Origin of the sequence: Mesorhizobium sp. M0514 (genome assembly GCF_040321145.1) — a bacterium.
GTDB lineage: Bacteria > Pseudomonadota > Alphaproteobacteria > Rhizobiales > Rhizobiaceae > Mesorhizobium.
This window is the reverse complement of sequence record NZ_JAMYQZ010000086.1, coordinates 1-26498: the sequence shown is the minus strand read 5'-3', so window position 1 is coordinate 26498 and position 26498 is coordinate 1. Positions and strand designations below refer to the sequence as shown.

Genomic DNA, 26498 nt, shown 5'->3' with positions numbered 1-26498 from the left:
GTCCCCCGAATTAACGGTGCACAAAGAAAAGCCCGTCGCGGCAAGCGGCAGGCTTTTCTATTGGGAATTGCGAAGCTAGAATTTGTAGGCGATGCCGAGGCGAACTTCGTTGGTCTTTAGATCAACAGACGAATCGGACGGCGCACCAAACGATTTTGAACCGAAATCAGTATAGCGGTACTCGGCGCGCAGCAGCAGATTGTCAGTCATGGCATAATCCAAGCCCACGCCTATCGTCCATCCTGTGAACGTATCTCCGAACGAACCTGGGCCGTTATTATTGTTTATGTCGATGTCGCCAAACGCAACGCCACCCGCGATATAAGGAAGAAAGCGATCAGCTGCATATCCTAGGCGAAGTCTTGCCGCCCCACTCCAATTGAGTTCTTCGGTGACGCTGGCGCCCGGAATTGGAAAACCAGGAGCGGCGAATACTTGGCCGCTGCCATCAACATTCGCATAGACGACGTCCAGTTCCGCACCAATCACGATGTTGTTCGACATCTGATAGTTGTAACCGGCGTAGACGCCTCCAAGGAACCCATCAGGGTCTGTGTCTACAAAGCCCGGTCCACCGATTTGGTCAACGCGACCATCACCCCAAGCATAGCCTGCCTGAAGGCCGACATACCCCCCTGTCCAGCTAAAGACCGGCGCGGCTTCTGCAACGATGGCATCGGCAGCAAGGGCTGACGACGTCAGCAACGAAAATGACAAAGCGAAAAGCAGCTTCTTCATATGTGATCTCCCATAACTGCCTTTTTGGTAGCAGAGCGCGCCGATTGATGCAGTTGTTTTTCTGCCACAGTTGGCGCAATTCAAAGCGCCGCCTGCACTCGCATGAGGCCCTTATCTGTCACCGGCGGCGATCTGATCGCCCCTCCCCCACGATGGGCAGTTGCTCGGCTATCCCTTGTCCAGAAGGTTCAGGCCGCGAACACTCATTCTGGTTGCCCAGAACCAGAATTAACATCGAGGAGGGTACGATAAAGGCTGTCAACCTCCTTGTCGTCGAACGCCTCGGTCAGCTCGCTTTCCGCAATCCCCTCAGCCTCCGCGTCGGCGATTAGCCGCTTTGCGAGCTGCTCGATCTCCGCTCGCTCTTTCGGCGCACCGGCGTCAGATAGATCGTGTTTTTTTATCCATTGGTTCAAGAATAGGACGGCCGGCTTGCTCATTCGGGAACACCTGGGGCAAAGTGCACGACGGCATCGACCAGCGTCCGATATAGGCTATCAACCTCTTCGTCGATCTCTTCGCGCTTGATCCTCAAGGCTTTAGCGTCGGCATACAATTTGTATATGTACTCACTTACCGAAACGGCGTCGGTCTTAGCCGTTTCGGGGAGATTGTTGCCGATCAAGCGATCGAGAAAGTTGACGCCGCGTGTGCTCATGAAGCCTAAGCTCGATCCAGCGCTTAGGTTCTTCCAGCAGGGCGCTCGACGGCAGCTTCGTCGACCTCGGCTTCCATTTCGTCGTTGACAGTCTTGGTCTTGCCGAAGGCGGCCACCGGCTCACCCGTCAAAGCCCTGTAACCACGCGTCGGCATGCTCTCCCCAGTAGGCTGGCACCGCACGTCTCCTTGCCATCCTTGCTGGCTTGGGCGCCGTACATCCAGGCGTGGGTGGCGCGCTCCTGATCTTTCTTAGGCACGGCCATGTGCATCATCCTCCCAGAAATCCAGCAGCCTTGCATGCCGCGAGGGTCTTGACCCGTCCGACGAGTCCCGGCTTAAGCCATTCGGCCTTGTCCTTCTTATGCCCCTTCGGGACCGGGCCGCCAACCTTGCCCTGGACGCGATCCCAGAGCGCTTGCCGCTTGTCGGCACTGAAGGTGACGAATGCGCCGCCTTTGTAGTGGCCCTTTTCAGCCATGATCACTTGGGCAGCTTTGCCGCGCTCGCGCTGTGCGCCGATGATGTCCATCTCCTTTTCTTCGAAGCACTTGATCTTCCGCCAGGCGCTCGTCTTGCCGCTGCGGTATGGGCTGTCCTTGAGCTTCGAAACCATGCCTTCAAGCCCGGCCTTGTCGACCAGATGAAAAACCGCGTCACCGGTACCGGGCATCGCTTCGCTGAATTGAATGTGCCCGCCGGCCGGGATCATCGCGTGCAGGATCTCGCGGCGATCTTCGGTCGGCATCCCGCGCAGGTCATGGCCATTCAGGAACAGAAGATCGAACGCGACCAGATAGATATCCGGTGAAGGCCGACGCAGCCCAATCACCGCCTGCATCGCGTGAAAGTCCGACAGGCCGGCATCGTTGATCATGATCGCTTCACCTTCGAGGATGAAGTTTTCGGCGTCGATCGCCGCCGCCTCTTCGGCGGGATAGGGATATCGAGCCGTCCAGTCGAAGCCGTTCTTTGTGAAGAAGCGGATGCCGTCTTCGTCCTTGACGACCTGGGTGCGGTAGCCATCGAACTTGATTTCGTGGCTCCAATCGGCGCCGGCCGGCGGCACATCGAACAGCTCGGGCTCCATTGGCCGGATGAATTCTAAACCCATGAACACACCCACACCCCGCCATTCAATAAGCTTAAGCTAAAATAGTTCCGAAACCTGAAATCAGCCTTTTGGTGCAACAAACACGGCAACTTGACGTTGCGGGATGAGCGAAGGAGGAATCGATATGGCCGACGACAAGAGCAAGCGGGATTTTCCGCGATCGGGACCGTGTCTCAGCCGACAAGGATTATGAAGTTGAATATTTCGCAACAAAGACCGGCATCACACCCCAGCAGGTCAAAGAACTGATTGCGAAGCACGGCAACCAACGCGAGACGTTGGAGCGGGAAGCGAAGGCGCTGCGGAAATAATGACCACGCTATCGGATCTCGGCAGACCAATAATCGGGCACCGACATGAAGGCCCGCCCGCGAGCGAGCTCGATCATTTCCTCCCTTGCCCTGTTTCCGGCCAACAGATCGACATGCGCGATTTTCGCCAAGTCGCGTATCATGCCGATCCGGAGCACGAGCCGCTCGAACTGGACGCGTAGGACGCAAAAAGCTCGACTGCTGCATCGAGTTTAATCCTTGTTTGGCGAAACGTGGCGGGGCTGCACCGGCCATTCCTACGGCTGGGTAGGGTGTTAGTGCTCGGCAATCTTTTCCAACAGCTTCCGTGAAGCCTCTAGTACGCGGCGTGTCTCTTGGATGCTCGATTGTAGGGATTCCAGTTGGCAATTTAGAAAGCCGTTCACCATGGCTGGGTCATCCCAACCCGTCGTTCAATTGGCTTGTGCTGAAATGGGGCAAAATCAAATAGGTATGGAAACCAAAAAGCTCTTGTTGCGTTCGGCGCACTAAAAGGTCGGGAGGTTGTGCCCATGGGCACCTTTTTACCGCTGTTCGTTAAGCTGGTAGACCGGAAATCAATGACGGTTTCCTCTATTTGTGAGGCCGAGGAAGCGCTCCAGGGTCAGTGGCCAAATAAGGGTGCGGCGGCCTATAAGGATGCGTGCCGATTGATCGCGGAGGCCAAGGATGGAAGCTGCAGTCCGGCCGTAGCATTTGCGGCGTTCAAGGCCGCCGCTATCGACCAGCACTTGCTGCAGCCCGAGCCCGGCGCTCGGCATGTTCGACAACGTTGACATAAACCATCGTGATGATGAAGCCGACGTCCGCAGTATAAAATAAGGACCGACACAGGGGAGTCTCGCTTTGTCGCGCGACGGTGGGCTCGCACCGTACCGGGGCAGGTGTGATGCGAGCCCGGCCGAGTCTTGCGGGACCTCGACCAGCAGCGAACACCCACTCGCTGCCGTTCTATCAACATGCCCCCAAATTTCAGGTTCCGCTAACGTACAAAAAAGCCCACGACCGTTCAGGTAGTGGGCAGTTTTGGGAGACACTGAAAAGGGAACAGTGCGACCGCCCGAAGTGTTTCGAGGCGACGATGTTCCAAGGGTTCATAGATTCGCTGTCTCGATCTAGACTCGAATGAAACGATGTTTGACGATCTCTCCGAAGCACTCAAAGCTCCCCGCCAGGACGTGTGGCGCCCTGTCCGCGCCCTTGCCCTCGACCTCGTCGGCAAAGCTGTTCCTTGGCCTCGCCATAGGCCATGGGTGTTGGCCCTGGGATGGCGCTGGCTCGTTAGCTGCCCTTCGCCTTGCCATAGGCGTTCGGCCGCGACTCCGGCGAGTAGATCAGCCCGACTTTCTTGCTGCCGCACTGGGCGCATTTCAGCTTGGGAATGAGGTCATCGGCTCATGGCCGGCGCCTCTGGGCCGAAACGGTCGCGGAGCTTCACCAGTTCAAGCTCCTGGCACGCTGGGGTAAAGCAACCAATCCGCCAAGCTGGACGCAAGGGGCCCGGAATGTGGCGGTAACAGAACTTATGTTGCCACGGGGCCCGGGGAGGATAGACCGCCAGCGATCACAGCCGACAGTTTACCGCGCTTCGCCAACGTCGGCTTCAAATAGATTTTCTTCACCAAGGTTTTCTCCTTCAAAATAAACCGACGACAGAAAGGCGTAGAGCCTCAGAAATGATAGTTGATGCCTACGCGGACCGTGTCGAAATCGATATTGTCGGTCGATGGGACAGAAGAAGGCGTGTTGAACTCGGGAGTGCCCAGGTCGACGTGCATATACTCAGCCTTGAACGACAGCTGCTGGTTCAGCGCCCATTCAAGTCCTGCGCCGGCCGCCCAGCCCCACCTGGTCTCGTCATAGCCGCATGTTGGCGTAAAGCCGCAGGCTCCCAGGTCAGCCGTGCCCTTGACCTTACCGACAGCAAAGCCGCCCGTGAGATATGGAAGGAAATTCTCGAACGCATAGCCAACGCGCACGCGGCCCGTCCCGTACCAGTCGACATCGGCTGTACAGCCTTCATTGCCGCATGGCGGCACAAACGGAACCTCAAGGGCGCTACCGTGAATATTGGCGTATGACACGTCGCCCTCAACGCCGAACACGATCTGGCCCCGCTGCCAATTGTACCCTGCGGTCAGGCCGCCAATGAAGCCATCCGAATCAACATCGACACCGGGGGGGCCGAAATCGTAGTGATCGCTGTTCCAGCCATATCCGGCTACGGCCCCGAGATAGGCTCCTGACCAGTTGATGGCGCTGCTTTCAGATGGAACGATGGCCATCGGGTCTGCGGCAAATGCCGCTCCGGCCAGCATCGTCAAAATACCTGCAATTGCAATTGAAAGGCTGCGCATCATCGTCCCCACATTAACCGGAGCTAAAATGTACCAGAGTTCGACAAATTTACTGTCTCATTCGTGCAACACTTGAGCCTTGGTTCGTTGCGGTTCCCGAAACCGAAATCGGCCGCTATCGGCTCGCCTCCACGTGGGGCGCAAAGAAGCAGCGGATAGTCATATTCGGGGGCGACGTGCAGATGTGATACTGGCTGTCTTCGCTCTCTAGAACGCGCTTCTTAGAGATGAAATATCGGCTCTTGGACCCAGTGCGGATATTGAAATCGCCGCCCGGCAAAGGCTCGACATAGCGCGAGCTGATGACCCTACAATCCTTCTTGTCGCAGCATTCATAACCGGTGACCGGATCATGGTAGGCGGTATACCAGTTATGAGCGACGGCGAGCGCGATCAAGAAGAGCTTCATCTATCTGACACTTTGCGCCTCCGGTTGCATATTAGCAATCTCTTGACTAACAGGCCGCCAGCTCCAGAATCCCTCTTATGGCTCGGGGAATAGGCATTGGCGACGAGGTGGCGATAACGGCCACGGTGCGCAGGCGGGTCGACGAGGACCACGTCAGCGTCAGCATACCCAGCTACAACTTCCCGCATTCGATCGTCGATCGCACGACGAAGGTGAAGCGCGGGCAGCAGATCGAACTCGTCGGCAACGTCACCTATGTCGACGAGGAAGGCGGCAAGGTGACGATTATCCTAGGACCGCCGGTCACGGTCGACATCGACAAGGTCAGGCTGGTGCAGGCCTATGTGCCGCCGAAGCGCAAGAAGCCGCTGCGCGACATGGTCGACTAGCGCCAGTGAACTGGGCGAACTATTTGCGCGCAAAAGCATAGGCGGCGGGCTTTTTGTCTGTCCGGGGAACAGGCCTCGGGCGCGTGAGTTGGGTGGTTGCAGCGTGTCCCGCTGCCAACCGATGTCGACGGTTGAGGCCCGCGCTCCGCTTTACAGGCTGGCGCGGGCCGCCCGTGTCCCGTGAGGTCCGTCGAACCTTAGCGATCCACTTGGTTCGGGTCGCCCCGTTTAGGTCGTAGATTTGCCTTCTCAGGCCATTCGCACCCTGCGAAGTCTTTGGGCAACGTAGTGCGGACCTGGCCCCGCGAGCGGTCGTCCGGTCGTCAGGAAGCCGTCCAGCGTAGCTAGCAAATCGCGCGCTGCGCCGGATGAGCAGTAGTAGTAGATTACTTGACCGCCGCGTCGGGTGTCGACAAGGCCGAAGGCGCGGAGCTTGGCAAGATGCTGCGACAAAGCCGACTGGCTGAGTTGAACTTTCTCGGCGAGGACACCGACCGAAAGTTCGCCCCCGGCCAGGTGGTTCATGATCAAAAGCCGCTTCTCATTTCCCATCAAGTTGAGAAAGGCGGAGACGGTTTTGGCACTGGCGGCAAGTTTTCTTGAAATCATCGAATCAGACTAAGGTCCTACCCAAGATAGAACTTAAGTCTGCAGCAACGCGGAATCAAACCCTCGGTTCCGCCAAAAAAGCAAATGCCTATTGATCCTCGCCCTCGCGGAAATCCTGCAGCGATGCATGCCGCAGGTCATCCTCGCCGCGCAAGTGCGCGGCCATCTAGCCGGCGAGATCGTTTGGCACCGCATCCGCGGGGCCGCGATCCTGGTGGAGGCAACCGGGATCAGCGACTATTGCTTTCTGGCGACCACTAAGAAATTTTGAGCAGAGCGCGCCGGGACACCGGCTCTCCTGCTTAGCGTCTCAACAGGTCCGACCAACTTTTCGCAAAGCTTTGGTAGCAGCCACCCGGGCCGCGGTAAGAAGCCGTAGCCGATGACCCGCTCGACTGCAAAGCCGTTGGCAACCAGCAACTGGCGATATGCGTGGATGCTCAACGTACTACGCACGACGCGCCCACTACATCGGTTGAGAAAGCGGCAGACCAGCCCCATCGGCGAAGTTGCGTTCATGTGGATGTTCGAGACCAGCAACCCGCCGTGCTTCAAATGCTCATGAATGGCCGACAGTGCGGCCTGCCTAAGAGAGTCTTCTGCGTTTAAGAAGAATCGGAAAGCCGTCACCACGTCGAATCGTCTGGCCAGGGGGTGAACGGTCAGATCGGCTTTAATCAGCTTGACGTTGCCTGGAACCTGCGCGCAAGCGAGCATGGATTGGGAGACATCGACGCCGACGACCTCGCCAAACCGTGCGGCTGCTACATTTGTCACGCGGCCTGTGCCGCATGCGAAGTCGAGGCAGCTAAGGCCCGGCCCGCCAAGAGGCTTCAGAATGCTTTCGATGAGGGGCGTTCGACGCGCAACCACAACGCGGCATAATAGCCGGAGCGGAAAGTTTTGACGTAGTCGGTCCCGTAGCCTGTGGTCTGATGGCTCGATCGGTAATCGGTATAAGCGCTTCTTTCAAATGACTGCTCGGCCAAAACATGACCGTGAGGATCGCCCATCGCGGCCTCCTTTCTGGATGTGCGCGCGAAATAGATTTCAATTTTCGTAAACAAGCTTCGTGCGTTCGCATGACCCACCAGCGCGAAGGCGAAGTTTTCAGTACGACGAGCGAGCCGCCAAATATTTAGCGGAACCTAATGTGGCGTTCAAAGTTAGGGAGGCCGTTGGGAAGATATGAGCCTCCCCGCGCTGCTTAAGATATAGGCATATTAGCAAGCGAGCAAATTATCTCGCAATGCCATCTTGAAGGCTCAACCGCGAAGCCAACTTAATTCCGGAGAATGGATGGAATTGGTGAAGGCGATGTCGAACCCCGGTAGCCGTGAGCATCTTTGGGCTTTGGACCCTGCCGACCTGCGCAAGGAGTTTGAAAAGTTCGCTCAAGAGCACGGGACAACGCCTCTTGACTGGGACGAGCACACCAAGCTGTTCCTTGAAGAACGAAGGGAACGCCGCCGGGAACCGGATTCTTCCCAGCCGTTGGGCAATGGCTAGACTAGTCGTCGCGATCATCCGCCGCCCTTGCGTTCGGAATCGGACGAGCCATCCTGGATGGGCAATACGAAGGCGGGCGAATGGCCAACTTGTGATGCCACCTCAGTCAGGCGAACCCTCCGGGGAACCTTCCGTGAGATAGCCTCTGCTTCAGGTCGTTGGCATTCAGGATGGCCGCCAGTTCTTCGGCATACTCCACGTCGGGAAGGTCGACAGATGGGTAGCCCGCTACAATAGCCGGCAGCCCGGTGAACACGTCACACACCGTCCACGTCCCATCCGGTTCCCGCCTTACGTCATACCGCAGAGTTGCCATGAGGGGATCATATAGATCGTCCATTAGGGGTTGGGATCCACGGAGGCTCGGGATGCAGAGCGCTGATTTGGCTGCTGTAAAGATTGCCGATCTCGTCAACCTAGATCAGGCCGCTCAAGCTGCGATTGAGGTTTATGGGCTGAAAGCGCCGACCGCCGTGGCGCACTGCGCTTTGGAGGCACATTTCGACGGCCGACCAGATGACTACCGCTTTTGGTGCGATGTCTTTCACCAACTGAGAAGACCGAACTGACGGAACTTTTGCCGCGGAATCGTGTTCGTTCGAGCATGACGAGAATAGCGGACCTTGGCCCACAAGTCCCCGGCAAACCACATTCGCCGGCAGACGGGGACGATCGATTTCACGTATGCCCGATCTGCGGCCAGCAGGTCGACAAACCCGATTAACAGCCACATCCGCAATGGTTATGCATTCCGGCTCGCGCCAGGGAGGGCAGCACGCTCGTCGGGCGATTGACGCAATTTCGGATCGCAGCAGCCCGCGCCACACCAGGAAGGAGAGCGCGGGCCCGACCGTTTTGCCGACCGGCCGGCAGCGGAACGGGTATCCGCACCGGATCGCTGCACCGAACCAACTTGGCAGGTTGCGCGTGGTTCCGCGGACAAATGAAAGCCCGCCGGCGTGAGCTAGCGGGCTTCTACGCAACTCCGACCACATCCCAAAGCTGCGACGGTTCTCTTAACGCCGCGAGATCAGCAGGCAGAGCTCCCGGAGGTCCTTGTCATAAGAGCCAGAACCGCTCAGCACATCGACACAGCGCTTCTTCATGCGTGCAATCTGACTCTTGGACATGTCGGCAACAACACCCGGCAGGCTTGGAGTGCCGGGAGTGGGCGGAGTGCCCGGGGTCCCTGGCGTTCCAGGCACACCGCCAATGCCGACACCCACGCCAACGCCGACACCAGTCGTGCCCCCCACGGTCGCACCGAGACCGGCTGTCACGCCGCCGGCACCGCCGATATTTGCCCCGGCACCAGCCGCAATCCCATTGCTGCCCCCTACTGTGGCGCCAGCGCCGGCTTTGACACCGCCGGTGCCGCCAATCGATGCGCCGAGCCCAGCGTTCACGCCGCCGGAGCCGCCGACCGAAGCACCCGCACCCGCCTGAACGCCGCCGCTACCGCCTATAGACGCGCCAGCGCCAGCGTTAACACCGCCGGCGCCGCCGACAGATGCTCCGGCACCAACGCCAATGCCGCCGCCGGCACCGGCAGGCATCGCAAGGGCTATTAACACTGCACCGCCGGCCAAAACACGGGCGAAGTGCGCTAGAATATTTACCATGAAACTCTCCCTGGTTGTCGAATTCTGCAGCCGAAATAGTTTGGCTGTTGACAGCATCTACGCATAGAGCAGAAAGCGGTTGCCTAACTTTAGGAAACTTCGCTGATCATGCCTTTCAATGTCAACTGAACTTAGATACAATTAGAATTTAACTGTAAAAAACTACGACGCACTTATTGCACGAACAAAGAGGTTCGGAAGTTAACTTCAAGCAGGGTGGGTTCGACGGCGCCGGGCTCCGGCCAAAACACAAAAAAGCCCGCCACTGTGAGGCAGCGGGCCATTAATTCTAGGCGGGATCAGCCACCTTCCCGTTCCTTCATGTTCTGCCGCTTTCCACGGACCCAACCGCAGCTTCTAAGGCGTTCGACAGAAGGGACGACGACCGTTTTCGCGCGGCTTCGACTGGATCTCTGCTTCCGACATCCGCAAACCATACGCGGATCGCTTCAGAATGGACCGGGTTATTGGGGTATGCTGCATCTGCCAATGAAGGCGCTGCGGCTGCGGAGAGCGGTTGTGTGCGTCAAGCCCGGGCCGCCGGTGAAAGAGATAGGCGTCCCGGGCGATCGGTCGCGATTACGCCCGCCTCGTCGCGCAAGATCTCGTCGGGCAGTTGAGGGCTGACCTGGCGGGGGTTCGGCACGCTTTGGGAACCAACCGCATTAGCTTGTAAGATTTTATTGACAAGGTCCCATGTACGAATATTTTCGATATTTTCAAATGCTAGACCTCTGTTAGTATAAGTTTTGCTAACGTAAGTATTAGTCTTGGATCTTCCTATTTTTTGCGGAGTGACAGTGTCTTGATGGCCAAATTTCCGCCGATAGGCTGTCGAGAAATCAGAAAGATGGTCTTTATATTACTGTGGTCCATTCAAATTTATAGCCCAATTCTCAGCTTTATGCGGCTGCGCTGCCGCCCCGCGATTAACCACTCCCGAATGAACACGGTTAACGATTCGCTAATTTAGTTGACTATGTTTTGCACAGGTATATTTTCGAAACGTTGGGATGTGCAATTTGGGCGAGCAATGGGCGATGGTGGCATCAGGCGCGTGACCGCGGTTTCGGGGCGTATCGGATGCTGAACGGCAGCTAATAGCCGCGTAGCACCGCCCAGCAACTCAAAAAGCAATCGACAGACAACAGGAGTGGACGATTCCGCGGGAGCGGAAGGTTTGTGACGTTCTCAGGAACGTCGCCCGGCAACGCTATGGCCGGCAGTAGTGTGCGCAGTGCGTATGGGCGAAGGGGTGGAGTATGGGTAGAACTGTCAATGTTCTGAAACTCGGGGCCGGGAACACCCGAAGGGGCGCGAATTCCAATCGGGGTCGCGCGCTGGTTGCCGGTGGGGCAGGATTCCTGGGTTCGCATCTGTGCGAGCGTCTTTTGCGGGATGGTTACGACGTTGTCGTGTTGGACAATTTCCACACCGGCAAAAGATACAATCTCAACGCCCTCGTGCGCGATCCGCGATTTACGTGCATCGAGCACGACATCGTCGACCCACTGCCCTTGGATCTCCAGGTCGATGAAATCTACAATCTCGCCTGTCCGGCGTCCCCGCCGCATTACCAGGCAAATCCGATCCATACGTTCAAGACAAGCGTGCTTGGTTCGCTGAACCTGCTCGAACTCGCGCGGCGGAACAATGCGAAGATATTTCAGGCTTCGACGTCCGAAGTCTACGGCGACCCCCTGGTACATCCGCAGCCGGAAGGCTACTTCGGCAACGTCAACCCGCACGGTCCGCGATCCTGCTATGATGAGGGCAAGCGTTCGGCCGAGACGCTGTTCTTCGATTATTCGAGAACGTATAGCCTCGATGTCCGCGTCGCACGGATCTTCAACACCTATGGCCGCCGCATGCAACCAGACGATGGCCGCGTCGTGTCGAACTTCATCGTCCAGGCTTTGCGCGGTGACGACCTGACCGTCTACGGCAGCGGCCGGCAGACCCGTTCATTCTGCTACGCGGACGACCTCATCGAAGGTTTTATCCAGTTGATGAACGCACCGAGCGCACCGCAGCACCCGGTCAATCTCGGCAACCCTGCCGAATTCACCATTCTGGAACTGGCGACACAGGTGCTCGAATACACCAACTCACGTTCGAAGATCGTGCATCGGCCGCTGCCGGTCGACGATCCCAAGCAGCGTCGGCCGGACATCTCATTTGCCCGGGAAAATCTTGGCTGGGAGCCAAAGATCAGCCTGAGCCAGGGGCTCGCGCACGCCACGGCGTATTTTGACGCCCTTCTCTACCCGAACCGGCGCGTCAAAGAAGCTGCGATGTAATGAGCCGCCCGGCAATCCTGGTGACGGGTGGGGCCGGTTACATCGGCAGCCACACCTGCAAGCTGTTGTCAGCTGCCGGCTACCTGCCCGTCGTTTTTGACAATCTGAGCCGTGGCAATGAGAGATCCGTTGCCTGGGGGCCGCTTGTTGTCGGCGATATCCGGGACCGGGAGGCGCTACAGCAGGCGACCAGCACCTACCAGCCGCAAGCGATCATCCACTTTGCTGCGCTGGCTTATGTGGGCGAGTCTGTTCACGAGCCCGCAGAGTATTATTCGACCAATGTGTCGGGTACCATCGCGGTGCTTGATGCGGCACGCTCGAGTTCTATCGAAAACATTATCTTTTCAAGCAGCTGCGCGACATACGGCGTGCCCGAAACACTGCCCATTCGAGAGACCTCGGCGCAAAATCCAATCAGCCCCTATGGGCGAACCAAGCTGATGGGCGAGCAGATCATCAGCGACTACGCCAGCGCCTACGGAATGAAATATGCGGTCCTGCGTTATTTCAACGCCTGCGGCGCCGATCCCGACGGCGAGCTCGGTGAGTGGCACTCGCCTGAAACGCACCTGATCCCGCGAGTGCTTATGGCCGCATCCGGCATCATCGACGAGATCGAGGTTTTCGGCGCTGATTATGACACGGCGGATGGCACTTGTGTGCGCGACTACATCCATGTCAGCGATCTCGCCCGCGCGCATCTGAGGGCTCTCATGTATCTGGAGGCGGGTGGCGAAAACCTGTCCGTCAATCTCGGCACCGGACGCGGGGTATCGATCAAGGAGATTCTCCAGGCGGTGACCCGGATGACGTCAAAATCGGTTCCGGCCGTCTTCAGGCCCGGGCGCCCGGGAGACCCGGCGGAGCTCTATGCCGACCCGATCAAAGCGCGCGAACACCTGGGCTTCGTGCCGGAACTTTCCGACATCGATACCATCGTCAGGACAGCCGCCCCGTTCTTCGGACTGGAGGCCACCGCGTTCACAATTCCGATGCCGATGGCGAGGCGCCGCCGGTCCACTGCGCCAGGAATGCCAAATGCATCGGAGGACATCACCAGCTCTCAAAGCTGGTAGTCGTCCCTGTTTGTCGCTTATCGGGGACGTGGCTCATCGAGGTGGGTGACAGCTTCTCAGCGAGCCTCAACTTTTGGAATCGATCGAGGTACGGATCTTGTCGAACTGCGCGCCCTTTGTATCGCCTTCCTCGAATTTTCGTTGCTCGTCGGAAGGGTCTCCCGGAGAGTGCCGGAAACTGTACCAGAGACCGTCCGGATCCTTGCGCTGTTCGAGGATCCCACTCCGGAAGCGGTGGCTGAAACACGTGCGGATCGGCGCTGCGGCGTAGGTCTTGGACCGCCAGACGAGATCCATGCACATCTTGCCATCGTTGCTCAGATGCCATCTGCCTTCGCCGACAGAAGCCGTGTCTTGCTCGGAGGTCCAGGCCCGGACCGGTCGATCCTTCTGTCCGAAATAGGCCGCTCCGTTATCCCATATCCACGTGCGGTCAGCATAAACAAGCTGAAGTTGGAAAGCCGTGGGAACGGCAACGGCATCTGCAGGGCCGCTGTCTTTGGGACCAGCTGCGTGCGCGGCTCCGCAAAGCGCCATCTGGCACCAAATGGCCAGGACGGGCGCAAGCGAGATGGCAAGTCGATGGCGCCTCGCCCAGCTCGCTGGCTCAAATGGCAATCCGGTCCTGTTCGTCATGCTGAGCGGTCGCATTCAATGTTCGCTTCCCAAGCGGGCGTCGACCGGCCGAGCATACCGCAAGAACGGGCCCGGTCCGTCCTGCGCTGACAAGTGGCTTCACGCTGGAACCGTCAGTATTTCGCATGCTAGTGAGTACCCCGCGAAGATGTCAACCGGTAGGACCGGCAGTGTCTGTCGCGGCGCGCACGGGCTGCAAATCGAGGACGACGGTCTGCCACGCGGCACGCTATAGACATCCCTCGACGAACGGGCCGCTAACCCATAGCGAGCCGTTGCTGTACATGGCGGTCCCGTTGTCGTCGGTGTAGCCATGCGATTGCTCGTCGACATGCAGCCTGGTGGTTGGCACCAACTGACCGTTCACCTTGACGCTCTTGATGTACAGATTGCGATCACCTGCCTTGCCGCCTCCGCCCCACAGGTCGTTGGTGTAGCGAAGCTCGATCGTCTTCGGGTTAGGCACGCTGCTGAGATCGATGTGGAACGGCTTGGCCACGGTTGACGCCTGCATCAGCTCCGCCATGGCGGCTTCGGGCGTCGATGCGACGCTTTCATTCCCCGGGACGTCGATCTCGGCGATGGTCTTTCCGTCGACCACGACGTCGAACCGAGGTGCGCCCCGGAGATTAATGCCGGCAGCGTCGACCTCCAGACTGGTGATGGAGCACCGTCCTGTATCTTTCGCCGCGGCGGTCACCAGGTCGGCCATACGCTGCCTCTGCGACTGCACCCATCCGGCGATGGGCTGCAGCAGTGCGTTTCGGTCGCCGGTATCGACCTTGAAGAGGTTGGTTCGTTCGTCGGCATCGGCCTTGAGGTCGTATTCCTCCACCTTGCCGGTGGTCGCGTTGAAGATGATCTTTCGGTCGTTCTCACGATAGCCGAACAGGAAACCGGCCCAGGGATTGAAGAAGAAGGTCTTGTTTGGCCGTTGCTCGCTGAACAGGCTGCGCCCCTGCCACTGCTTGGGCAGCGGAAGTCCGAGTATGTCGAAGATCGTCGGGGCGATATCGATGATGCCGCCGACCGGGTGCGCAACCTCGTCATGAAAGAGATACTTGTTGATCATGATGAGCGGGATGTGGATGTTTTCCTCGTAGATGGCGCTGGCATGAATGTAGTCGCCATGCTCCCCGAACGCCTCGCCATGATCGCCCAATATCACCACGAGCGTCGAATCGAGCTTGCCGGACTGCTTGAGCGATTCAAGGATCTCGCCAAGCGCTGCATCGCCGACCTTCAGGGCGTTGAGATAGGCATTGAATTTCTGGTCGTCCGAGTAGTGGACCAGCGTGTTGCCATCGGAGGAAGGCGCCATCTTCGAAAACATCGGGCTGTCGGTGATGTAGGGATAATGGGTCATCGCGGTGAACATGATGCCGAAGAAGGGTTTTCCCGCGTCCTTGTTCATCCAGTCGATGATCGACTGCGCCGTGCAAAGATCGCTGTTGTAATCCATGTTCTTCCATTGCTCGGAGCTGAGCTTGAAGGTCGGGGTGCCGCATTTCTGCCCCCGGTAGTCCTCGATCACATCCAGTCCCTTGTTGAGGAAAAACTCATCGACCCGTTGGAATCGGGAATCCGCGCTCCAGAAAAACCCCGTGCGGAAATTGTTCTTGCCCAAGATGTTTGAGATCGAGTCCAGCGGCAGATAGGGATACCTTGTGGTCATGCCATAGTATGAAATGTCGTTGTACATCGAGGTGAGCAGAGAAAATATCGAGTAATGCGTGGACGGTGCGTGCGCATATATGTTGTCGAACCGTATCGAGTCCTTTGCATAACTCTTGATATTCGGTGTGATCGGATACTTGCCGCCAAACGTCTCGATGTATTTGGATGGCACCGACTCCATCATGAAAATCAGCACGTTCTTGATTGGGTTCGGCGTCGGCGCCTTGAAGGTCGACGTTTCCGGCGGTCGCTCGCCGACGCTGGCGACATCCGGGTCATTGGTGCTGGCATTCATCGTCAGCACGACCGGCGTTGGATTGAGCAGGGTCGATTCAACAAAATACAGGATCGGATTGTCGATCTGGGCCGCCGGCAGCGCTTCCGCCCGCACGTGGTGTCCACTACCGGCGATGGCCGCGCCGACACACAAAACGAGCACGCCCAGGAAGGCCCCGTAACCAGCGGCGCTCAGCCGCTGGCACGGACTGGCCGCGGCATAGCCAAGGATGAGCACCAGAATGACGGACCCGGAAAGGGTCGCGAAGTCCTTGATGTTGAGCGCGTCACCCATCGCGTTCCTGGCGTCGGCATTCTGCAGGAAGTCGCCATAGACCAGCCACTGGAACGTGAACGGTTCGCCCAGCATCTTGACGAGATTGATGTTGGCAAATCCCCAGCCCAGAGAGACCACGACAGCAACATAGAAGAGCAAGACGACGATTGCTGAGCCGAGACGGCTGGTCTTTGTCAGGAACAGCAGGATCAAAGTCGTCACAGTCAGGGACGTAACGACAATCAGGTCATAGTAGCTCGATGCCAATCCCTTGGGCACGGTCCCCAAAAGGCCTGAAACCGTGGTTTGCGGATCAATGATTGCGCCGCGGTAGACACCCAAAAGCAGCCAGGACAACAGGCCCGTGCAGATGACCCGCAGGCTCCTGCGCCGGAAGCGCAAGTCCTTCACCGAAACCGTACCCGCCTTCGATTGCGTAAGGCCGCTCTCAGGTCGGCTCGCCGACCCCCTACTGCCGCCGATGCTCATACAAACTACCCGCCGCCGGTTTGCGCTTCGGCCCGAACAATGGCCGACAGCTTTCAAACCTCCACCCGCAAAATCGGCTTGCGCTAAAAAAGAGTCAATGAAATTGAGCTTGCGTTAACCAAGTCTCTTGAGAACTGGTTAACCCACGCGATCATCGGCGGCGTTGTGCTCAGGTGAGCTGTTCCATCAACTGGGCACCCCGCCCTATGAATCGACGAACGGCGGGCGCCGTCGACCACCCGCCGTCGTGACTTTCAGTACTGCGCAGGCAATCAGCCGCCACGCAGACGCGTCGGGCTCAGGCTCGCGACGGTCATGCCCCGCTGTTGGGAAGGACACGACGGCAGAAAGCGGCTCGCATCGGCGTATGTCATGGTCGCGATGGAGCTCGTTAGCCCCCCACGCTTGGCGATCCAGCCGCGAACCCAGCCAGGGTAGCTTTTCATCATGAAATTTGCGGCCACCTGATTGCCACGCGCAGAAACGCCATACGGCAGGTGAAAGCCGAACGACGCGCTCTGCGTAATGCACACCTTGCTTTTAGGCATCGACAGATAAAGCGTGCAGGCCGAGTCGCACGAACCGTTGAACCGCACAAAGGTGCCACTGCGACGCATTTTCAGCGCACGAATGGCATAGTCGATCACATAGCCGCCGCGATCGCCACTGATGGTCTTGACGTTGGCAGTGCCAAGGCTGATGCGCGGACGCAGCAATTCTCCTGCGGAGCTTGCCGAGACCAGTGCGCCGATCAAACCGAGCGCACCGAGAAACTTCATTGTCGTTTTCATTTGCGCCTCCTGCTATGCCGTCAATGACTAGCTGGGAGGCGTAAAAATTGAATATTCCGTGTCGCTAAATTTGAATCAGTCGATCGATTATGCAGTCGTTTTAGAACCTGATTGACGATTTGGTTTACCGATGACGCAGAAGCATGATCACTGAAAAGTAAACCTGTCGCAGGCATCATTGCAGATGACTGTGCTGCGTAGCGCAATCGGCGGATTTGGATCAGAGGAAGTCGGATGGCCGTTGGTGGCAAGGAGCGGAGGAGGTCAAAGGAAGGCAAGCCTCGCCGCGTCTGCGTCGTGACGAATGCGATCGACCATGGCGGCGAAGATGGCGCCATGGTCGAGTTGGCCAGGCTTTTTGCCGAAGAGGGGGACGACGTCACCCTGCTATGGGTTCCAGGCAGGGATGCTCCAACGGAGGAGGCCCCGCGCCACCGCGAGCTGGAGGCGGCATCGGTGCGGCTGGTGATTCTCGACAAGTCCGATCAGCTGCTTCCTTCGCTGACGACACCCGAGAGCCGGTCCGCCGCTGTGCTGCATTATCTCGAACGGTCCGGCCACGATTTGGTCTACGCGCCCCTTGAGGGCGGGCTGCCTTACTACACGCTGCTGGCTGTCGAGACTGCGGCTTTTGCCGCGCCGCCGATCGTGGTCGTCGCTCACGCTCCGGAAGAATGGGAACATGAAGCCGACAAGGCGTTCTTCGACAGCACGGAGGTGATTGCCGTCGCCTATATGGAGAAATACTGCGCCGAGATGGCGAACCGGACCATCTGTGTGTCCGCAGCCTTGCGACACTGGATGTTGTCGAAGGGTTGGAAGGTGAAGAAGGCGATCGTGAAGCCGATGTTGCCGTTGCAGGATCGTCTCGCTCCAGCCGGTGCGCGATCGTCGACGGGCGGAGAACTTGCCGTCTTGGCCGGATGGCGCTTCCGCGATGGCCTGACGCTGCTTTGCGACGCGCTCGACATCATAGCGCCAATGGCGCCAAAAGGGCTGACGGTCACCGCATTCGGTCCATTTGGAAAGATCATGGGCGAGCACAGCGGTGGACTGCTGCTGAGACGCGCCGAGCGGTGGCCGTTCAAGGTCAACCTGTTGGCGCACGCAAGCCCCGCCGCAAAGCTCGACTACGTCGCGCGGGCCGGCGCGATTGCCGTCATCCCCGCCCACGCCGCATCGACGGGCGGCACCGTTGCCGCATGCATCGAGGCGGGATTGCCTTTCGTTGCGACCAATGTCGACGCGAACGCCGAGCGCTGGAGTGCGCAGGCGAGGCAGCCGCGGCTGGTCGATCCTGACGCCGCCGCGTTGGCGCAGGCCATTTCGGCGGCGCTCGACGACCCGCCTCGCCCACTGCCTGTCGACAGCCTGAGCCAATGTCGGCAGTCCTGGCTGGATACGCGCAACTTGCCGACGCCAACTAGGCGCTGGCGCGTCGACAAAAGTGCCGGGTCGTCACCCCTGGTCTCTATTGTCATGGCCCATCGCAACCGGCCGCTCTATCTTAAACAGGCAATCGCTGCGATCGAAGCGCAAACCTATGATCACCTGGAACTGGTTCTGGTCGACGACGGAAGCGACCTGGATGAAGTCAGGCGATTGCTGGATACGCTGGAACCGACCTTCCGTCAGCGCGGGTGGAAGATTCTGCGCCGACCGCACAAGCACCTCGGTGCGGCGCGAAATGCCGGCATCCGCGCTTCGCATGGCGAGCTGATCCTGTTCGTCGACGACGACAACGCGCTGTTTGCGGAGGCCGTCGATCATTTCGTGCGTGCGATGGCTACATCGGGTGCCGACATCTGCACTGCGTTCCAACTGATCTTCTACGAGGATTTCGTGCCCGAAGATCGCGCCGACGGGCTGATCCAGTACCTGCCTCTGGGTGGTCCCGACGCGCTCGGCCTGATCCATAACGTCTACGGTGACGCGAATGCGATGATGCGCCGGTCTGCCTTCTCGCGGATCGGGTTCTTGATCGAAAAGCCGGGCTACGCCATGCACGACTGGGAATTCTTTGCTCGAGCCTCTCTCGCCGGTCTCAAGATCAGGACGATTCCAAAGCCGCTATACTGGTATCGCTCGAAACCGGATGGCATGTTTCGGACGTCGAACTGGTACGACAACCGGCTTCCCATCCTGGAGGCGTTCAGGTCGAGCCTGCCCGATGGCGCCCGCCTGCTGCATCATTTGGCCATTGCCCAGAACGCGCACCGGTCTGAAATTGAAAGTGCCCGCGAAAACCTGAAATATACCCCCGGCAATCGGAAATATCTGGAGCTTTGCGACATCGAGCCGAACAGCGATGCGGCCATAGAGAAGCTTGCCAGCATTGCTGGGTCGATCGGCCGCCCCGATACGGCTGCCACTTTGCTTGGGCGCCCCGCCACAGACCACAATGCCGCCGACCGTCCTGATGTCGGCGGCGGCTCTATCATTCTCGACTACGACATGCTGCGGAGTGCGCGGTTGCTTACACCCCGCGTCTCGGCTCTCCCGCTGCTGCTTGTCGCACCGGACGACGGCGGGGTGTTCTTGCGTCCGCATGCGGACGGCCCAGTCGCTGCATCGCTTGATCATCATTTTCCAGCCTTCTTCCGGAAGGTTGAAGCATCCGTCGAAATCGCTCATGCCGATGCGCCGGCGATGGATTTTGCTCTCGCCCTTGCTCGACCCGACCAGCCCATAGATTGGCAACAGGACATCGGCAAGCAAACGATCGCCTTCTCAGGCTGGATGAGCATCGAAGACAGATTTGTGCGTCATCACTTGGTGGCAACGCTTCGCACACGAAGGAAGATGCTGCTTTCAATCGTTCTCGCCGTTCGTTTCACCGCAACGTCCAACGGTTTTCCCACGAATGCGTTCTTCCGCACGCTGACACTGTTCAGCGACTAAACGTCGATCCAACCAGGCAAGGGAGATCCGAGCGCAAGCCAAGCCCGTTCATCGCTCGTGCGCGTTAACCACGTTGGTGGAACCTTCCAAGAATGGTTGACAAAACGTTAACAGACGCTAATGTTTCAGTGGGTTGAGTAGGTGGGGTGCGTTATGCGTAGGATTCATTCTCTACTGTTGGGTGGACTTAGTCTGCTGGGGTTGAGCGTCGCTTTTTCTGACGCGGCGCAGGCCAAGACCGAAGTTGGCGTCAAGGAAGCCGAGCTTGCCTGCGAGCAGGCCCTTAAAACCGGCACCATCGAGGCACTTGAGGATTATCTGCACCGGTACCCGAACGCTCCGACAGCCTGCAAGGCGCTTGCTCTCAACAGTTTGGGCCAGTTTGCGGGCGGTGAAGAGGGCAAAGGCCACGGTGAAGGCGGCGGCCGCTACGGCGGATAAGCATCAGCCGGATTTTCCCTCAGTAGTTCGAGCACATCAGGTGGCGTAGTCGCTGCGCTGGTGTTGCATGGCCAGGGTCGAAACGAAACCGGCGAAGGGCTCCGAGGTCTTCATCCAGCCGAGTTCGACGAGTTGCGCGCCGTCACCCCGATAGCAGACGGAGCTTTGGTTCCGAAGCGCGAGTTTCGGATTGCGCTCCAAGGCCTCCATGTAGGCAGCGCGCTCCTCAAGCGTCTTTTCCTTGAGCTGCGCATTTTCACTCAGAGACGACGCTGATTTCTGGCGGAATCCCCAGACGAATTTGAAGTGCAGCAATGCGACGCGCAGTTCGCTGAATCGGACCTTGCTGATCGTGTGCTGTGCGACGTGATAACGCGTGCCGCGCCCCCATTTCACGATCGGCACTTTTGTCAGGCACGGGGGAAAAGTTTGCTTGAACCGGCCGTGCCAGAAGACCCGTTCCCTCACGCCACCGAACATCTGCTCGGGTGGGTACATACCGTCGCGCGGGCGCAGCCATCCCGGCTCCGGGTCGAAGTAGGGTGAAGCTTCAACAAGCGGGATCTTGCCATCATAGCTGTATTCGGCCAACGGGCCATCGGCGTACATGTCGATCATGGAGCCTATGACAGCGTCGACGCCGGTCGAATCGAGGTAGCTGCAAAGCTGCTGGAGATTTGCCCGCTCAAAATCGGGATAGACGAGAAGTTCGTCGGCGTCGATCGAAAGGCACCAATGGCCGGTGCCGAACACATTCATGAGCGTGTTGATCCATCGCGGCGGATCGATGTTTTCAGCGAAATGCGATCCTTCCGTGTGGAAGCAGTGGCTATCCGGCTGCTCCAGGATCAATTCGCGGGTCCCATCCGTGGAGCCATTGTCCAGGAAGAAGAACCGATCGACGCCCAGGCCGCGGTAGTGGTCGAGAAGTTGCCGCAGCAATTGGGCTTCGTTGCGCAGTCCGACAAAGCACAAGATCTCGCCATCGGTCACGTCAATGGGCCGGTCGTCCAGTCGCGCGAGATGTTTTGGGGATCGAAGTTCAACCATCCGAGGTCATCAACCAGTTTACGCGAAAGGCAGGTACGCTGCTGAGAGTCCCGCGAAACGATTATCAAAGTGTTATCCAACTGTTGGCAAGACTGTTTCGAACGAAGCGGGCTGACAAGGGGGGGTCATTGAGCATTGGTTCCAAGGCAGGCGCCATGCCCACGGGCAAGCGACAGGCAAGCCAGAAGCCTCGCAATGTGTGTGTCGTTTCGGAGGTTGAGTTCGGCTCGACGGCGACTGGCGATCACGGGTCGGTAACCTACGCGCTGGCGCAGCATCTGGCCGGAACCGGCGATACCGTGACGCTGCTTTGGGCGCCGAGCCCGCTCGGCAGCCAGCCCGATGATCAGGAAATAGTCAGGCTGGGCAAATGGTGCTTCGACAATTTCCTGGTGCGGCTCGAATTGTTGCCGCCCTCGCCCGAGTTGCTGCGCGGCACGGAGTCCTGCGACAAGAACTCATTGGCCGCCTACCACTACCTCAAGCAGAATGCATTCGACGTCGTCTATTTTGCGCTTGAAGGCGGACTGGCGCATTTCTCCACCCTTGCGAAGCGCACAGGTGTCTTTCCCGATCCTCCTACGATCATCGTGCTCGCACATGAGCCCCTTGTGTGGAAGCTGGAAGCCAATTCACGGGCGGTCGAACGCAAGGAGCAGATGACCATCGCGCACATGGAAAAGAGGTCGGCCGAGACGTGCGACCATCTTGTCATCGCTGGCCAGTCGCTGCTCGACTGGATGGCCAAGGCGGGATGGAAGCTGCCCACCAGCCATCACATTGCTGCGCCCCTCGAGCCGGAGGAGTGGCGTTCCAACTTCGCTGTCGATCACTACAGGCCGCGGGATCGGCCAACCGCCGAAGTGATTCATTTTTCAGGCACAGAGGCACGCGATGGGCTGACGCTATTCTGCGATGCGCTCGATCGTCTGGCCGACAGCGGCGTCACCGATCTGACAGTGACGGTAGTCGGCGCGTTTGGTCATGTCCTGGGCGAGCATTCGGGTGGCATGATCGTTCGGCGTGCGCGGCAATGGCCGTTCAAATTGAAGCTCCTGCCCATTCGAGATGAGCCTGACATCTATAGATACCTGCGGCAGAGTCATGCTCTGGTGGCGATGACGCACTCAGCGGCTCAGCTGCCGCTGGAAGTGATGACGTGCCTTAACGAAGAGATCCCGTTCATTGCGACAGATGTCGGCAGCATTCGTGACGTGCTCCATCCGAAGTCGGCCGATGCCGTCCTGATGGATGCGTCGGCCTCCGCCATCGCGGCCAAAATTGCGTCTGTGCTGGAAAGCCGATCGTTTCGTCCGGCAAAGCCCCTGCAAAAGCGGGAAGCGCTCGAGAAAGCCTGGAGCGGGCTGCACGCGAAATTCTCCCGCGAACCCGGCAGGGTCTCCAGTCGCAGGCGGAGCCAACGGCCGCTCGTTTCGATCATCACTGCGCACTACAACCGGGTGCACCTGTTGCCGCAGGCGATTGCCTCGGTTCGACGCCAGGACTACCCCAACATCGAATTGATTGTCGTCGATGACGGCAGCACCGATCCCGATGCAATCAACCTGTTGGCGGAACTCGAACCGGAGTTCGAGCAGCGAGGATGGCGGATCATCCAGCAGAAGAACGGCTTCCTCGGCAAGGCGCGCAACACCGGTATCCGCGCCGCCAGGGGTTCGCTGATCCTGTTCCTGGACGACGACAACGTGCTGTTCCCAAACGCCGTCAGTACGTTCGTCGCCGGCATGCAAAATTCCGGCGCCGATATCTGCACGACCTTCGCCAAGTGGCTCAACGAGCCCTTCGTGCCGCCGGACACCAGGAGCGGCTATGTGCTCTACTTCCCGGTCGGCGGGCCGACGGACATCGCCATGCTCAACAATCCGTATGGCGATGCCAATGCGATGTTCCGGCGTGAGGTGTTCGACAAGATAGGTTACCTCAACGAAGAGCGGGGGTTTTCCGCAAGCGACTGGGAGTTTTTCCTTCGCGCGGATCTGGCAGGCCTGGAGATCGTCCCTGTCCCGGAGCCGCTCTATTGGTACCGGTCGGCACCGACGGGCATGAATCGAAATGCCGAGTGGCTGAGGAATCGCAAGCCGATCATCGCTGTCTTTCGAAAGCATCGATTCGCGAAAACGGAAATGTTCGTGCAACTGGCCATCAGCTCGAACACCGACAATCATGAGAAGGAGCTCAATCTCTGGAATCTGGAGCTGCGGGTTAACGACGAGCGGTATCTCAGGTTGAGTACAGGTCCCGCCAATACCGCGGACGCCATGCAGTTGCTGGCCGAGATCGCGGCACGCGAAGGCAGGGCGGATACCGCAATTTCGCTTCTCGCCCGAGCAGGGCGAAGCGACTTTGCTGTGGGTGTGGTTGAAATACTCAACGCTGCGACCGGAGAGACGGTGCCCGAGTTGAATTCCTCGCTGTACCGCGAGCAGTATCTTTCCGCCGAGCCCATGCGCCTGGCTCATGTCGGTTCGTATCCGGATGCCGATCCGGACCTGCTGAGCTATGTCGAACAGTCTCCAGACCAGTTGTTCCTCGAAGCAAGGGGCAGCAATGTCACCATGGCTTTGCTGAAGGGAGTCTGCCCGCCGGGCACCGTAGGCGCGACGTGTTGGGTTTACCTCGACGAGGAACTGACGGGCTCTGCGCAGTTTCAGCTCGCGATCGTAGACGCAGAAAACCAGACCTTCAGCAATCTCGCCCGGCTGCTTGAGGTTGGCAGCGGGAGCGGTTGGGCTGATGTCAGCCGACGGCACGAGGCGCGTGAGATAGGGGCGATGGTCAGTTCGCCGGCAACCGGCCGACGCGATTTGTTGTTGGCAGTCAAATGCGGCGGCAGCCGCCCGGAGGCGCGCGTCCTCGGCGGCTTTTCCAGCGTCCATATCCGCCATGTCGTTTCGAACGATGCCTGGCGCCCGCGCCTCAACGCACCCCAACAGCGCCAACGCACGCGCCGAATGACCAATGATGATCTGAAGCGTGCGGCGCTTGTGACGGATTATCCCTCCGAGCTGCCGACGCTGCTCATCGCGGGCGACAATGGCGGTATATTCCTGCGGCCGAACACGCACGGTCCGGTTGTTGCCGCCCTCAATTCGGCGTTCCCGGCCTTTGCCAGAAGTGTCATCGCGACAGTGGAGATCGCCCACGATGAAGCATCCCCATTCGAGTTCGCCATGGCGCTCGGCAGGCAAGAAGAAAAACTTGTGTGGAAACACGATGCACCTGTCGGCGCGCTGTCATTCTCGGGATGGACGCGCGTCTCGAGACCGTTCGAACTGCATGACCTGAAAGTTTCGACCCGGGAGGTCGATCGCAAGTGGCTGACGATCTACCTGGCAATCCGGCTGCCATCCGGCTCGAAGCCGATGCCGTCCAATGCTTTCTGGCGCAAGCTGTTGCTGGTGTGGGACTGAGGGGCGCGGGTTGTCGGGACGCGGTCGCGCCTTGTCGACGTTTAAGTGCGGTAGTAGATTAAGTCCGCGTGGAGGCGCCAAGACAATGAAGAAATCGCTGGGCCTTGTTCTGGCATTTATTGTCATTACCGGATGCGCAATGTCTTTCGGCGCGGCCGCCCAGGAACGCGACGTGGGGTCTAAATGCACGCAGTGGAATGCACATCGCGTCCTCTTCAAAAAAGGTGACGGCAAGATATCCGAGGAATCCGCGAAGGCCCTTGCGGCTTTCGTCAAGGATGCTGGGCACGATTGCGGCTACCGCCTCTACGCAACGGCGAGCAAGGAAGGCAACTACAAAAAAGCCTACGACATCGCTGGTCTCAGGCTCGATGCAACCGGCGATTTTCTCAAGGCGCAAGGCGTCAAGCCCGAAATGGTGCTGGTGCTTTCGCATTGGGTTGACGACGGCGCCGCCGACACCAATACGGCGCGGAGCGCGATACTGTACACGCTGCCAAAGCAAGGCATATCTTGCCGGCAATATGAGAAGCGCAGCCCTGTGCAGGTCGACCTGTTTTTCTATAGCCAGTCCTATGTGATCTCACCGAGGGTCAAGGCCGACCTCGAGAAGTTCGCCGCCAGCATCCGCAACTCACGTTGCAATGTCGAACTGACGGCTCTCGCGGCTACGGAATTCACCGGCGCCGACGCTGCAAAGACAAACAAGGAACTGGCCAAGCAGCGCCTGAAGGCGGTCGAGGATATCTTAACCGCAGCCGGGATCGAAAGCGATCGTCTGGTAGACACGAAAGTGGAGTACGTTGGCGACCAGAAGCCGAACGGCGTTCGCAATCGTCTGGCGACCGCATCCCTGATGTAAGCTTGCCAGATTAGCTGACCCGCGACGGACCCGCAACGATGTGGGCTACGGCGCACCACACCCGACGCTGGACGGCTGGAAGGCCCTCCTCGACCAGTTATTCGCGATCGGCACGGGCAAGGTCTATGTCGGGCGTGGGGATTTCCTCCGGGTGGCCGAGGCGGCCCAGCAGATCGCCTATGTCGACAAGCCGACGAGATCGTCACCGCCTGCATCACCCGCGGCGTCAATGACGCCCCGGGGGTCTGAACTGACCCCCGAAAGTTGGACACAACCTTCGGGGGTTTTGCATGTCCAGACACGGCGAGAGTTTCAAGCGCTCGGTTGTCGATAGCTATTTAGGCGGGGATGAGAGCTACGCGAGTGCGGCGTCGATGCATGGCGTTGATGCGGCCACTGTTCGCAAGTGGGTTGCGTTGTACCAGGCGCATGGCGATGCCGGGCTATCTGGTAAGTACGGTCGTTACGACGCGGCGTTCAGGCTGTCGGTGCTTGAGCGAATGTGGGAGGAAGGTCTGTCGTATCGGCAGACGGCTGCATTGTTCAATATCCGCAATGCCAGTTGCCTGACGG

General features: G+C 58.8%; 30 protein-coding genes. 13 read left to right on the top strand and 17 right to left on the bottom strand.

All coding sequences use genetic code 11. The features are described 5' to 3' along the window. Positions 1 to 75 precede the first annotated feature (75 nt). The 5 genes from NKI61_RS26525 to NKI61_RS26505 form a co-directional block, all read right to left on the bottom strand. On the bottom strand, positions 76 to 738 hold the full coding sequence (locus NKI61_RS26525) for an outer membrane protein (protein WP_352841630.1): 663 nt from the start codon (positions 736 to 738) through the stop codon (positions 76 to 78). Between the two features lie 203 nt (positions 739 to 941). Continuing rightward, a complete protein-coding gene (locus NKI61_RS26520; RefSeq protein ID WP_352519239.1) occupies positions 942 to 1178 on the bottom strand; it encodes a DUF768 domain-containing protein in 237 nt (78 codons plus the stop codon). Further along, entirely contained in the window at positions 1175 to 1396 is a 222-nt protein-coding gene (locus NKI61_RS26515) for a DUF768 domain-containing protein (RefSeq protein ID WP_352841627.1), read from the bottom strand. The genes NKI61_RS26520 and NKI61_RS26515 overlap by 4 nt, the downstream gene beginning before the upstream one ends. Before the next feature lie 23 nt (positions 1397 to 1419). Beyond that, on the bottom strand, positions 1420 to 1551 hold the full coding sequence (locus tag NKI61_RS26510; protein WP_352841625.1) for a hypothetical protein: 132 nt from the start codon (positions 1549 to 1551) through the stop codon (positions 1420 to 1422). 115 nt (positions 1552 to 1666) lie between these two features. After that, positions 1667 to 2485, bottom strand: a complete 819-nt coding sequence (locus tag NKI61_RS26505; protein WP_352841623.1) for an ATP-dependent DNA ligase — start codon at positions 2483 to 2485, stop codon at positions 1667 to 1669. A 146-nt stretch (positions 2486 to 2631) separates the two neighbouring features. Here NKI61_RS26505 and NKI61_RS26500 point away from each other — a divergent pair, with 146 nt between their 5' ends. Further along, complete coding sequence (locus NKI61_RS26500; RefSeq protein WP_352841632.1) at positions 2632 to 2820, top strand: DUF3606 domain-containing protein; 189 nt, start codon at positions 2632 to 2634, stop codon at positions 2818 to 2820. 512 nt (positions 2821 to 3332) lie between these two features. Next, a complete protein-coding gene (locus NKI61_RS26495) occupies positions 3333 to 3596 on the top strand; it encodes a DUF982 domain-containing protein (RefSeq protein ID WP_352841621.1) in 264 nt (87 codons plus the stop codon). A gap of 894 nt (positions 3597 to 4490) precedes the next feature. Here the strand turns inward: NKI61_RS26495 and NKI61_RS26490 are convergent. Then, positions 4491 to 5180, bottom strand: a complete 690-nt coding sequence (locus NKI61_RS26490) for an outer membrane protein (RefSeq protein WP_352447242.1) — start codon at positions 5178 to 5180, stop codon at positions 4491 to 4493. A 112-nt stretch (positions 5181 to 5292) separates the two neighbouring features. Beyond that, complete coding sequence (locus NKI61_RS26485) at positions 5293 to 5574, bottom strand: hypothetical protein (RefSeq protein WP_352841619.1); 282 nt, start codon at positions 5572 to 5574, stop codon at positions 5293 to 5295. An 89-nt stretch (positions 5575 to 5663) separates the two neighbouring features. On the opposite strand from NKI61_RS26485, the gene NKI61_RS26480 reads away from it, so the two are divergent. Continuing rightward, entirely contained in the window at positions 5664 to 5975 is a 312-nt protein-coding gene (locus NKI61_RS26480) for a hypothetical protein (RefSeq protein WP_023826678.1), read from the top strand. 249 nt (positions 5976 to 6224) lie between these two features. On the opposite strand, the gene NKI61_RS26475 is transcribed toward NKI61_RS26480, so the two are convergent. Beyond that, positions 6225 to 6584: an ArsR/SmtB family transcription factor gene (locus tag NKI61_RS26475; protein ID WP_352841617.1), complete on the bottom strand. Its 360-nt coding sequence runs from the start codon at positions 6582 to 6584 to the stop codon at positions 6225 to 6227. A gap of 91 nt (positions 6585 to 6675) precedes the next feature. On the opposite strand from NKI61_RS26475, the gene NKI61_RS26470 reads away from it, so the two are divergent. Further along, complete coding sequence (locus NKI61_RS26470) at positions 6676 to 6855, top strand: hypothetical protein (RefSeq protein WP_155922464.1); 180 nt, start codon at positions 6676 to 6678, stop codon at positions 6853 to 6855. Here the strand turns inward: NKI61_RS26470 and NKI61_RS26465 are convergent. Together NKI61_RS26465 and NKI61_RS26460 are read right to left on the bottom strand one after the other, a co-directional pair. After that, complete coding sequence (locus tag NKI61_RS26465; RefSeq protein ID WP_352841615.1) at positions 6822 to 7361, bottom strand: methyltransferase domain-containing protein; 540 nt, start codon at positions 7359 to 7361, stop codon at positions 6822 to 6824. The two genes, NKI61_RS26470 and NKI61_RS26465, sit on opposite strands and share 34 nt — an antisense overlap. A gap of 56 nt (positions 7362 to 7417) precedes the next feature. Next, a complete protein-coding gene (locus tag NKI61_RS26460) occupies positions 7418 to 7597 on the bottom strand; it encodes a hypothetical protein (RefSeq protein ID WP_352841612.1) in 180 nt (59 codons plus the stop codon). Positions 7598 to 7883: 286 nt separating this feature from the next. Here NKI61_RS26460 and NKI61_RS26455 point away from each other — a divergent pair, with 286 nt between their 5' ends. Next, complete coding sequence (locus NKI61_RS26455; protein WP_352841610.1) at positions 7884 to 8093, top strand: hypothetical protein; 210 nt, start codon at positions 7884 to 7886, stop codon at positions 8091 to 8093. 106 nt (positions 8094 to 8199) lie between these two features. On the opposite strand, the gene NKI61_RS26450 is transcribed toward NKI61_RS26455, so the two are convergent. After that, a complete protein-coding gene (locus NKI61_RS26450; RefSeq protein ID WP_352841608.1) occupies positions 8200 to 8433 on the bottom strand; it encodes a hypothetical protein in 234 nt (77 codons plus the stop codon). Positions 8434 to 8461: 28 nt separating this feature from the next. Here NKI61_RS26450 and NKI61_RS26445 point away from each other — a divergent pair, with 28 nt between their 5' ends. Beyond that, a complete protein-coding gene (locus tag NKI61_RS26445) occupies positions 8462 to 8662 on the top strand; it encodes a Y4oE-related protein (RefSeq protein WP_352841606.1) in 201 nt (66 codons plus the stop codon). A gap of 447 nt (positions 8663 to 9109) precedes the next feature. Here the strand turns inward: NKI61_RS26445 and NKI61_RS26440 are convergent, their stop codons facing one another. Continuing rightward, entirely contained in the window at positions 9110 to 9715 is a 606-nt protein-coding gene (locus NKI61_RS26440) for a hypothetical protein (protein ID WP_352841604.1), read from the bottom strand. 1262 nt (positions 9716 to 10977) lie between these two features. On the opposite strand from NKI61_RS26440, the gene NKI61_RS26435 reads away from it, so the two are divergent. Then, the gene (locus NKI61_RS26435; protein ID WP_352841602.1) at positions 10978 to 12015 is read left to right on the top strand and encodes a UDP-glucuronic acid decarboxylase family protein; all 1038 of its coding nucleotides are present in this window, start codon (positions 10978 to 10980) and stop codon (positions 12013 to 12015) included. After that, positions 12015 to 13094, top strand: coding sequence for a UDP-glucose 4-epimerase GalE (gene galE / locus NKI61_RS26430; protein WP_352841600.1), 1080 nt, complete (start codon positions 12015 to 12017; stop codon positions 13092 to 13094). Before NKI61_RS26435 ends, galE begins: the two co-directional genes overlap by 1 nt. 66 nt (positions 13095 to 13160) lie before the next feature. Here galE and NKI61_RS26425 read toward each other — a convergent pair whose 3' ends face one another. From NKI61_RS26425 to NKI61_RS26410, 4 genes are all read right to left on the bottom strand, one after another. Next, complete coding sequence (locus tag NKI61_RS26425; protein WP_352841598.1) at positions 13161 to 13730, bottom strand: DUF995 domain-containing protein; 570 nt, start codon at positions 13728 to 13730, stop codon at positions 13161 to 13163. A gap of 229 nt (positions 13731 to 13959) precedes the next feature. Next, positions 13960 to 16449 carry a sulfatase-like hydrolase/transferase gene (locus NKI61_RS26420; protein WP_352841596.1) on the bottom strand — a complete coding sequence of 830 codons (2490 nt, stop codon included), beginning with the start codon at positions 16447 to 16449 and terminating at the stop codon, positions 13960 to 13962. 272 nt (positions 16450 to 16721) lie between these two features. Beyond that, positions 16722 to 17240: a hypothetical protein gene (locus NKI61_RS26415; protein ID WP_352841594.1), complete on the bottom strand. Its 519-nt coding sequence runs from the start codon at positions 17238 to 17240 to the stop codon at positions 16722 to 16724. Positions 17241 to 17971: 731 nt separating this feature from the next. Then, complete coding sequence (locus NKI61_RS26410) at positions 17972 to 18274, bottom strand: hypothetical protein (RefSeq protein ID WP_352841591.1); 303 nt, start codon at positions 18272 to 18274, stop codon at positions 17972 to 17974. Between NKI61_RS26410 and NKI61_RS26405 the strand changes: the two genes are divergently transcribed. Both NKI61_RS26405 and NKI61_RS26400 read left to right on the top strand, forming a co-directional pair. Further along, complete coding sequence (locus NKI61_RS26405; RefSeq protein WP_352841589.1) at positions 18273 to 20141, top strand: DUF6212 domain-containing protein; 1869 nt, start codon at positions 18273 to 18275, stop codon at positions 20139 to 20141. The genes NKI61_RS26410 and NKI61_RS26405 overlap by 2 nt on opposite strands. A 153-nt stretch (positions 20142 to 20294) precedes the next feature. Further along, positions 20295 to 20582: a hypothetical protein gene (locus NKI61_RS26400; RefSeq protein ID WP_023707299.1), complete on the top strand. Its 288-nt coding sequence runs from the start codon at positions 20295 to 20297 to the stop codon at positions 20580 to 20582. Positions 20583 to 20618: 36 nt separating this feature from the next. On the opposite strand, the gene NKI61_RS26395 is transcribed toward NKI61_RS26400, so the two are convergent. Beyond that, positions 20619 to 21632 carry a glycosyltransferase family 2 protein gene (locus NKI61_RS26395; protein WP_027049390.1) on the bottom strand — a complete coding sequence of 338 codons (1014 nt, stop codon included), beginning with the start codon at positions 21630 to 21632 and terminating at the stop codon, positions 20619 to 20621. 128 nt (positions 21633 to 21760) lie between these two features. Between NKI61_RS26395 and NKI61_RS26390 the strand changes: the two genes are divergently transcribed. The 3 genes from NKI61_RS26390 to NKI61_RS26380 all read left to right on the top strand — a co-directional run. Continuing rightward, positions 21761 to 25063 (top strand): DUF6212 domain-containing protein, encoded by a 3303-nt coding sequence (locus tag NKI61_RS26390; RefSeq protein ID WP_352841587.1) that lies wholly within the window; start codon positions 21761 to 21763, stop codon positions 25061 to 25063. An 85-nt stretch (positions 25064 to 25148) separates the two neighbouring features. Next, positions 25149 to 25925 (top strand): OmpA family protein, encoded by a 777-nt coding sequence (locus NKI61_RS26385; RefSeq protein ID WP_023699174.1) that lies wholly within the window; start codon positions 25149 to 25151, stop codon positions 25923 to 25925. 290 nt (positions 25926 to 26215) lie between these two features. Next, positions 26216 to 26498: helix-turn-helix domain-containing protein (locus NKI61_RS26380; RefSeq protein WP_352841584.1), on the top strand; the 283-nt coding region annotated here is incomplete at its 3' end.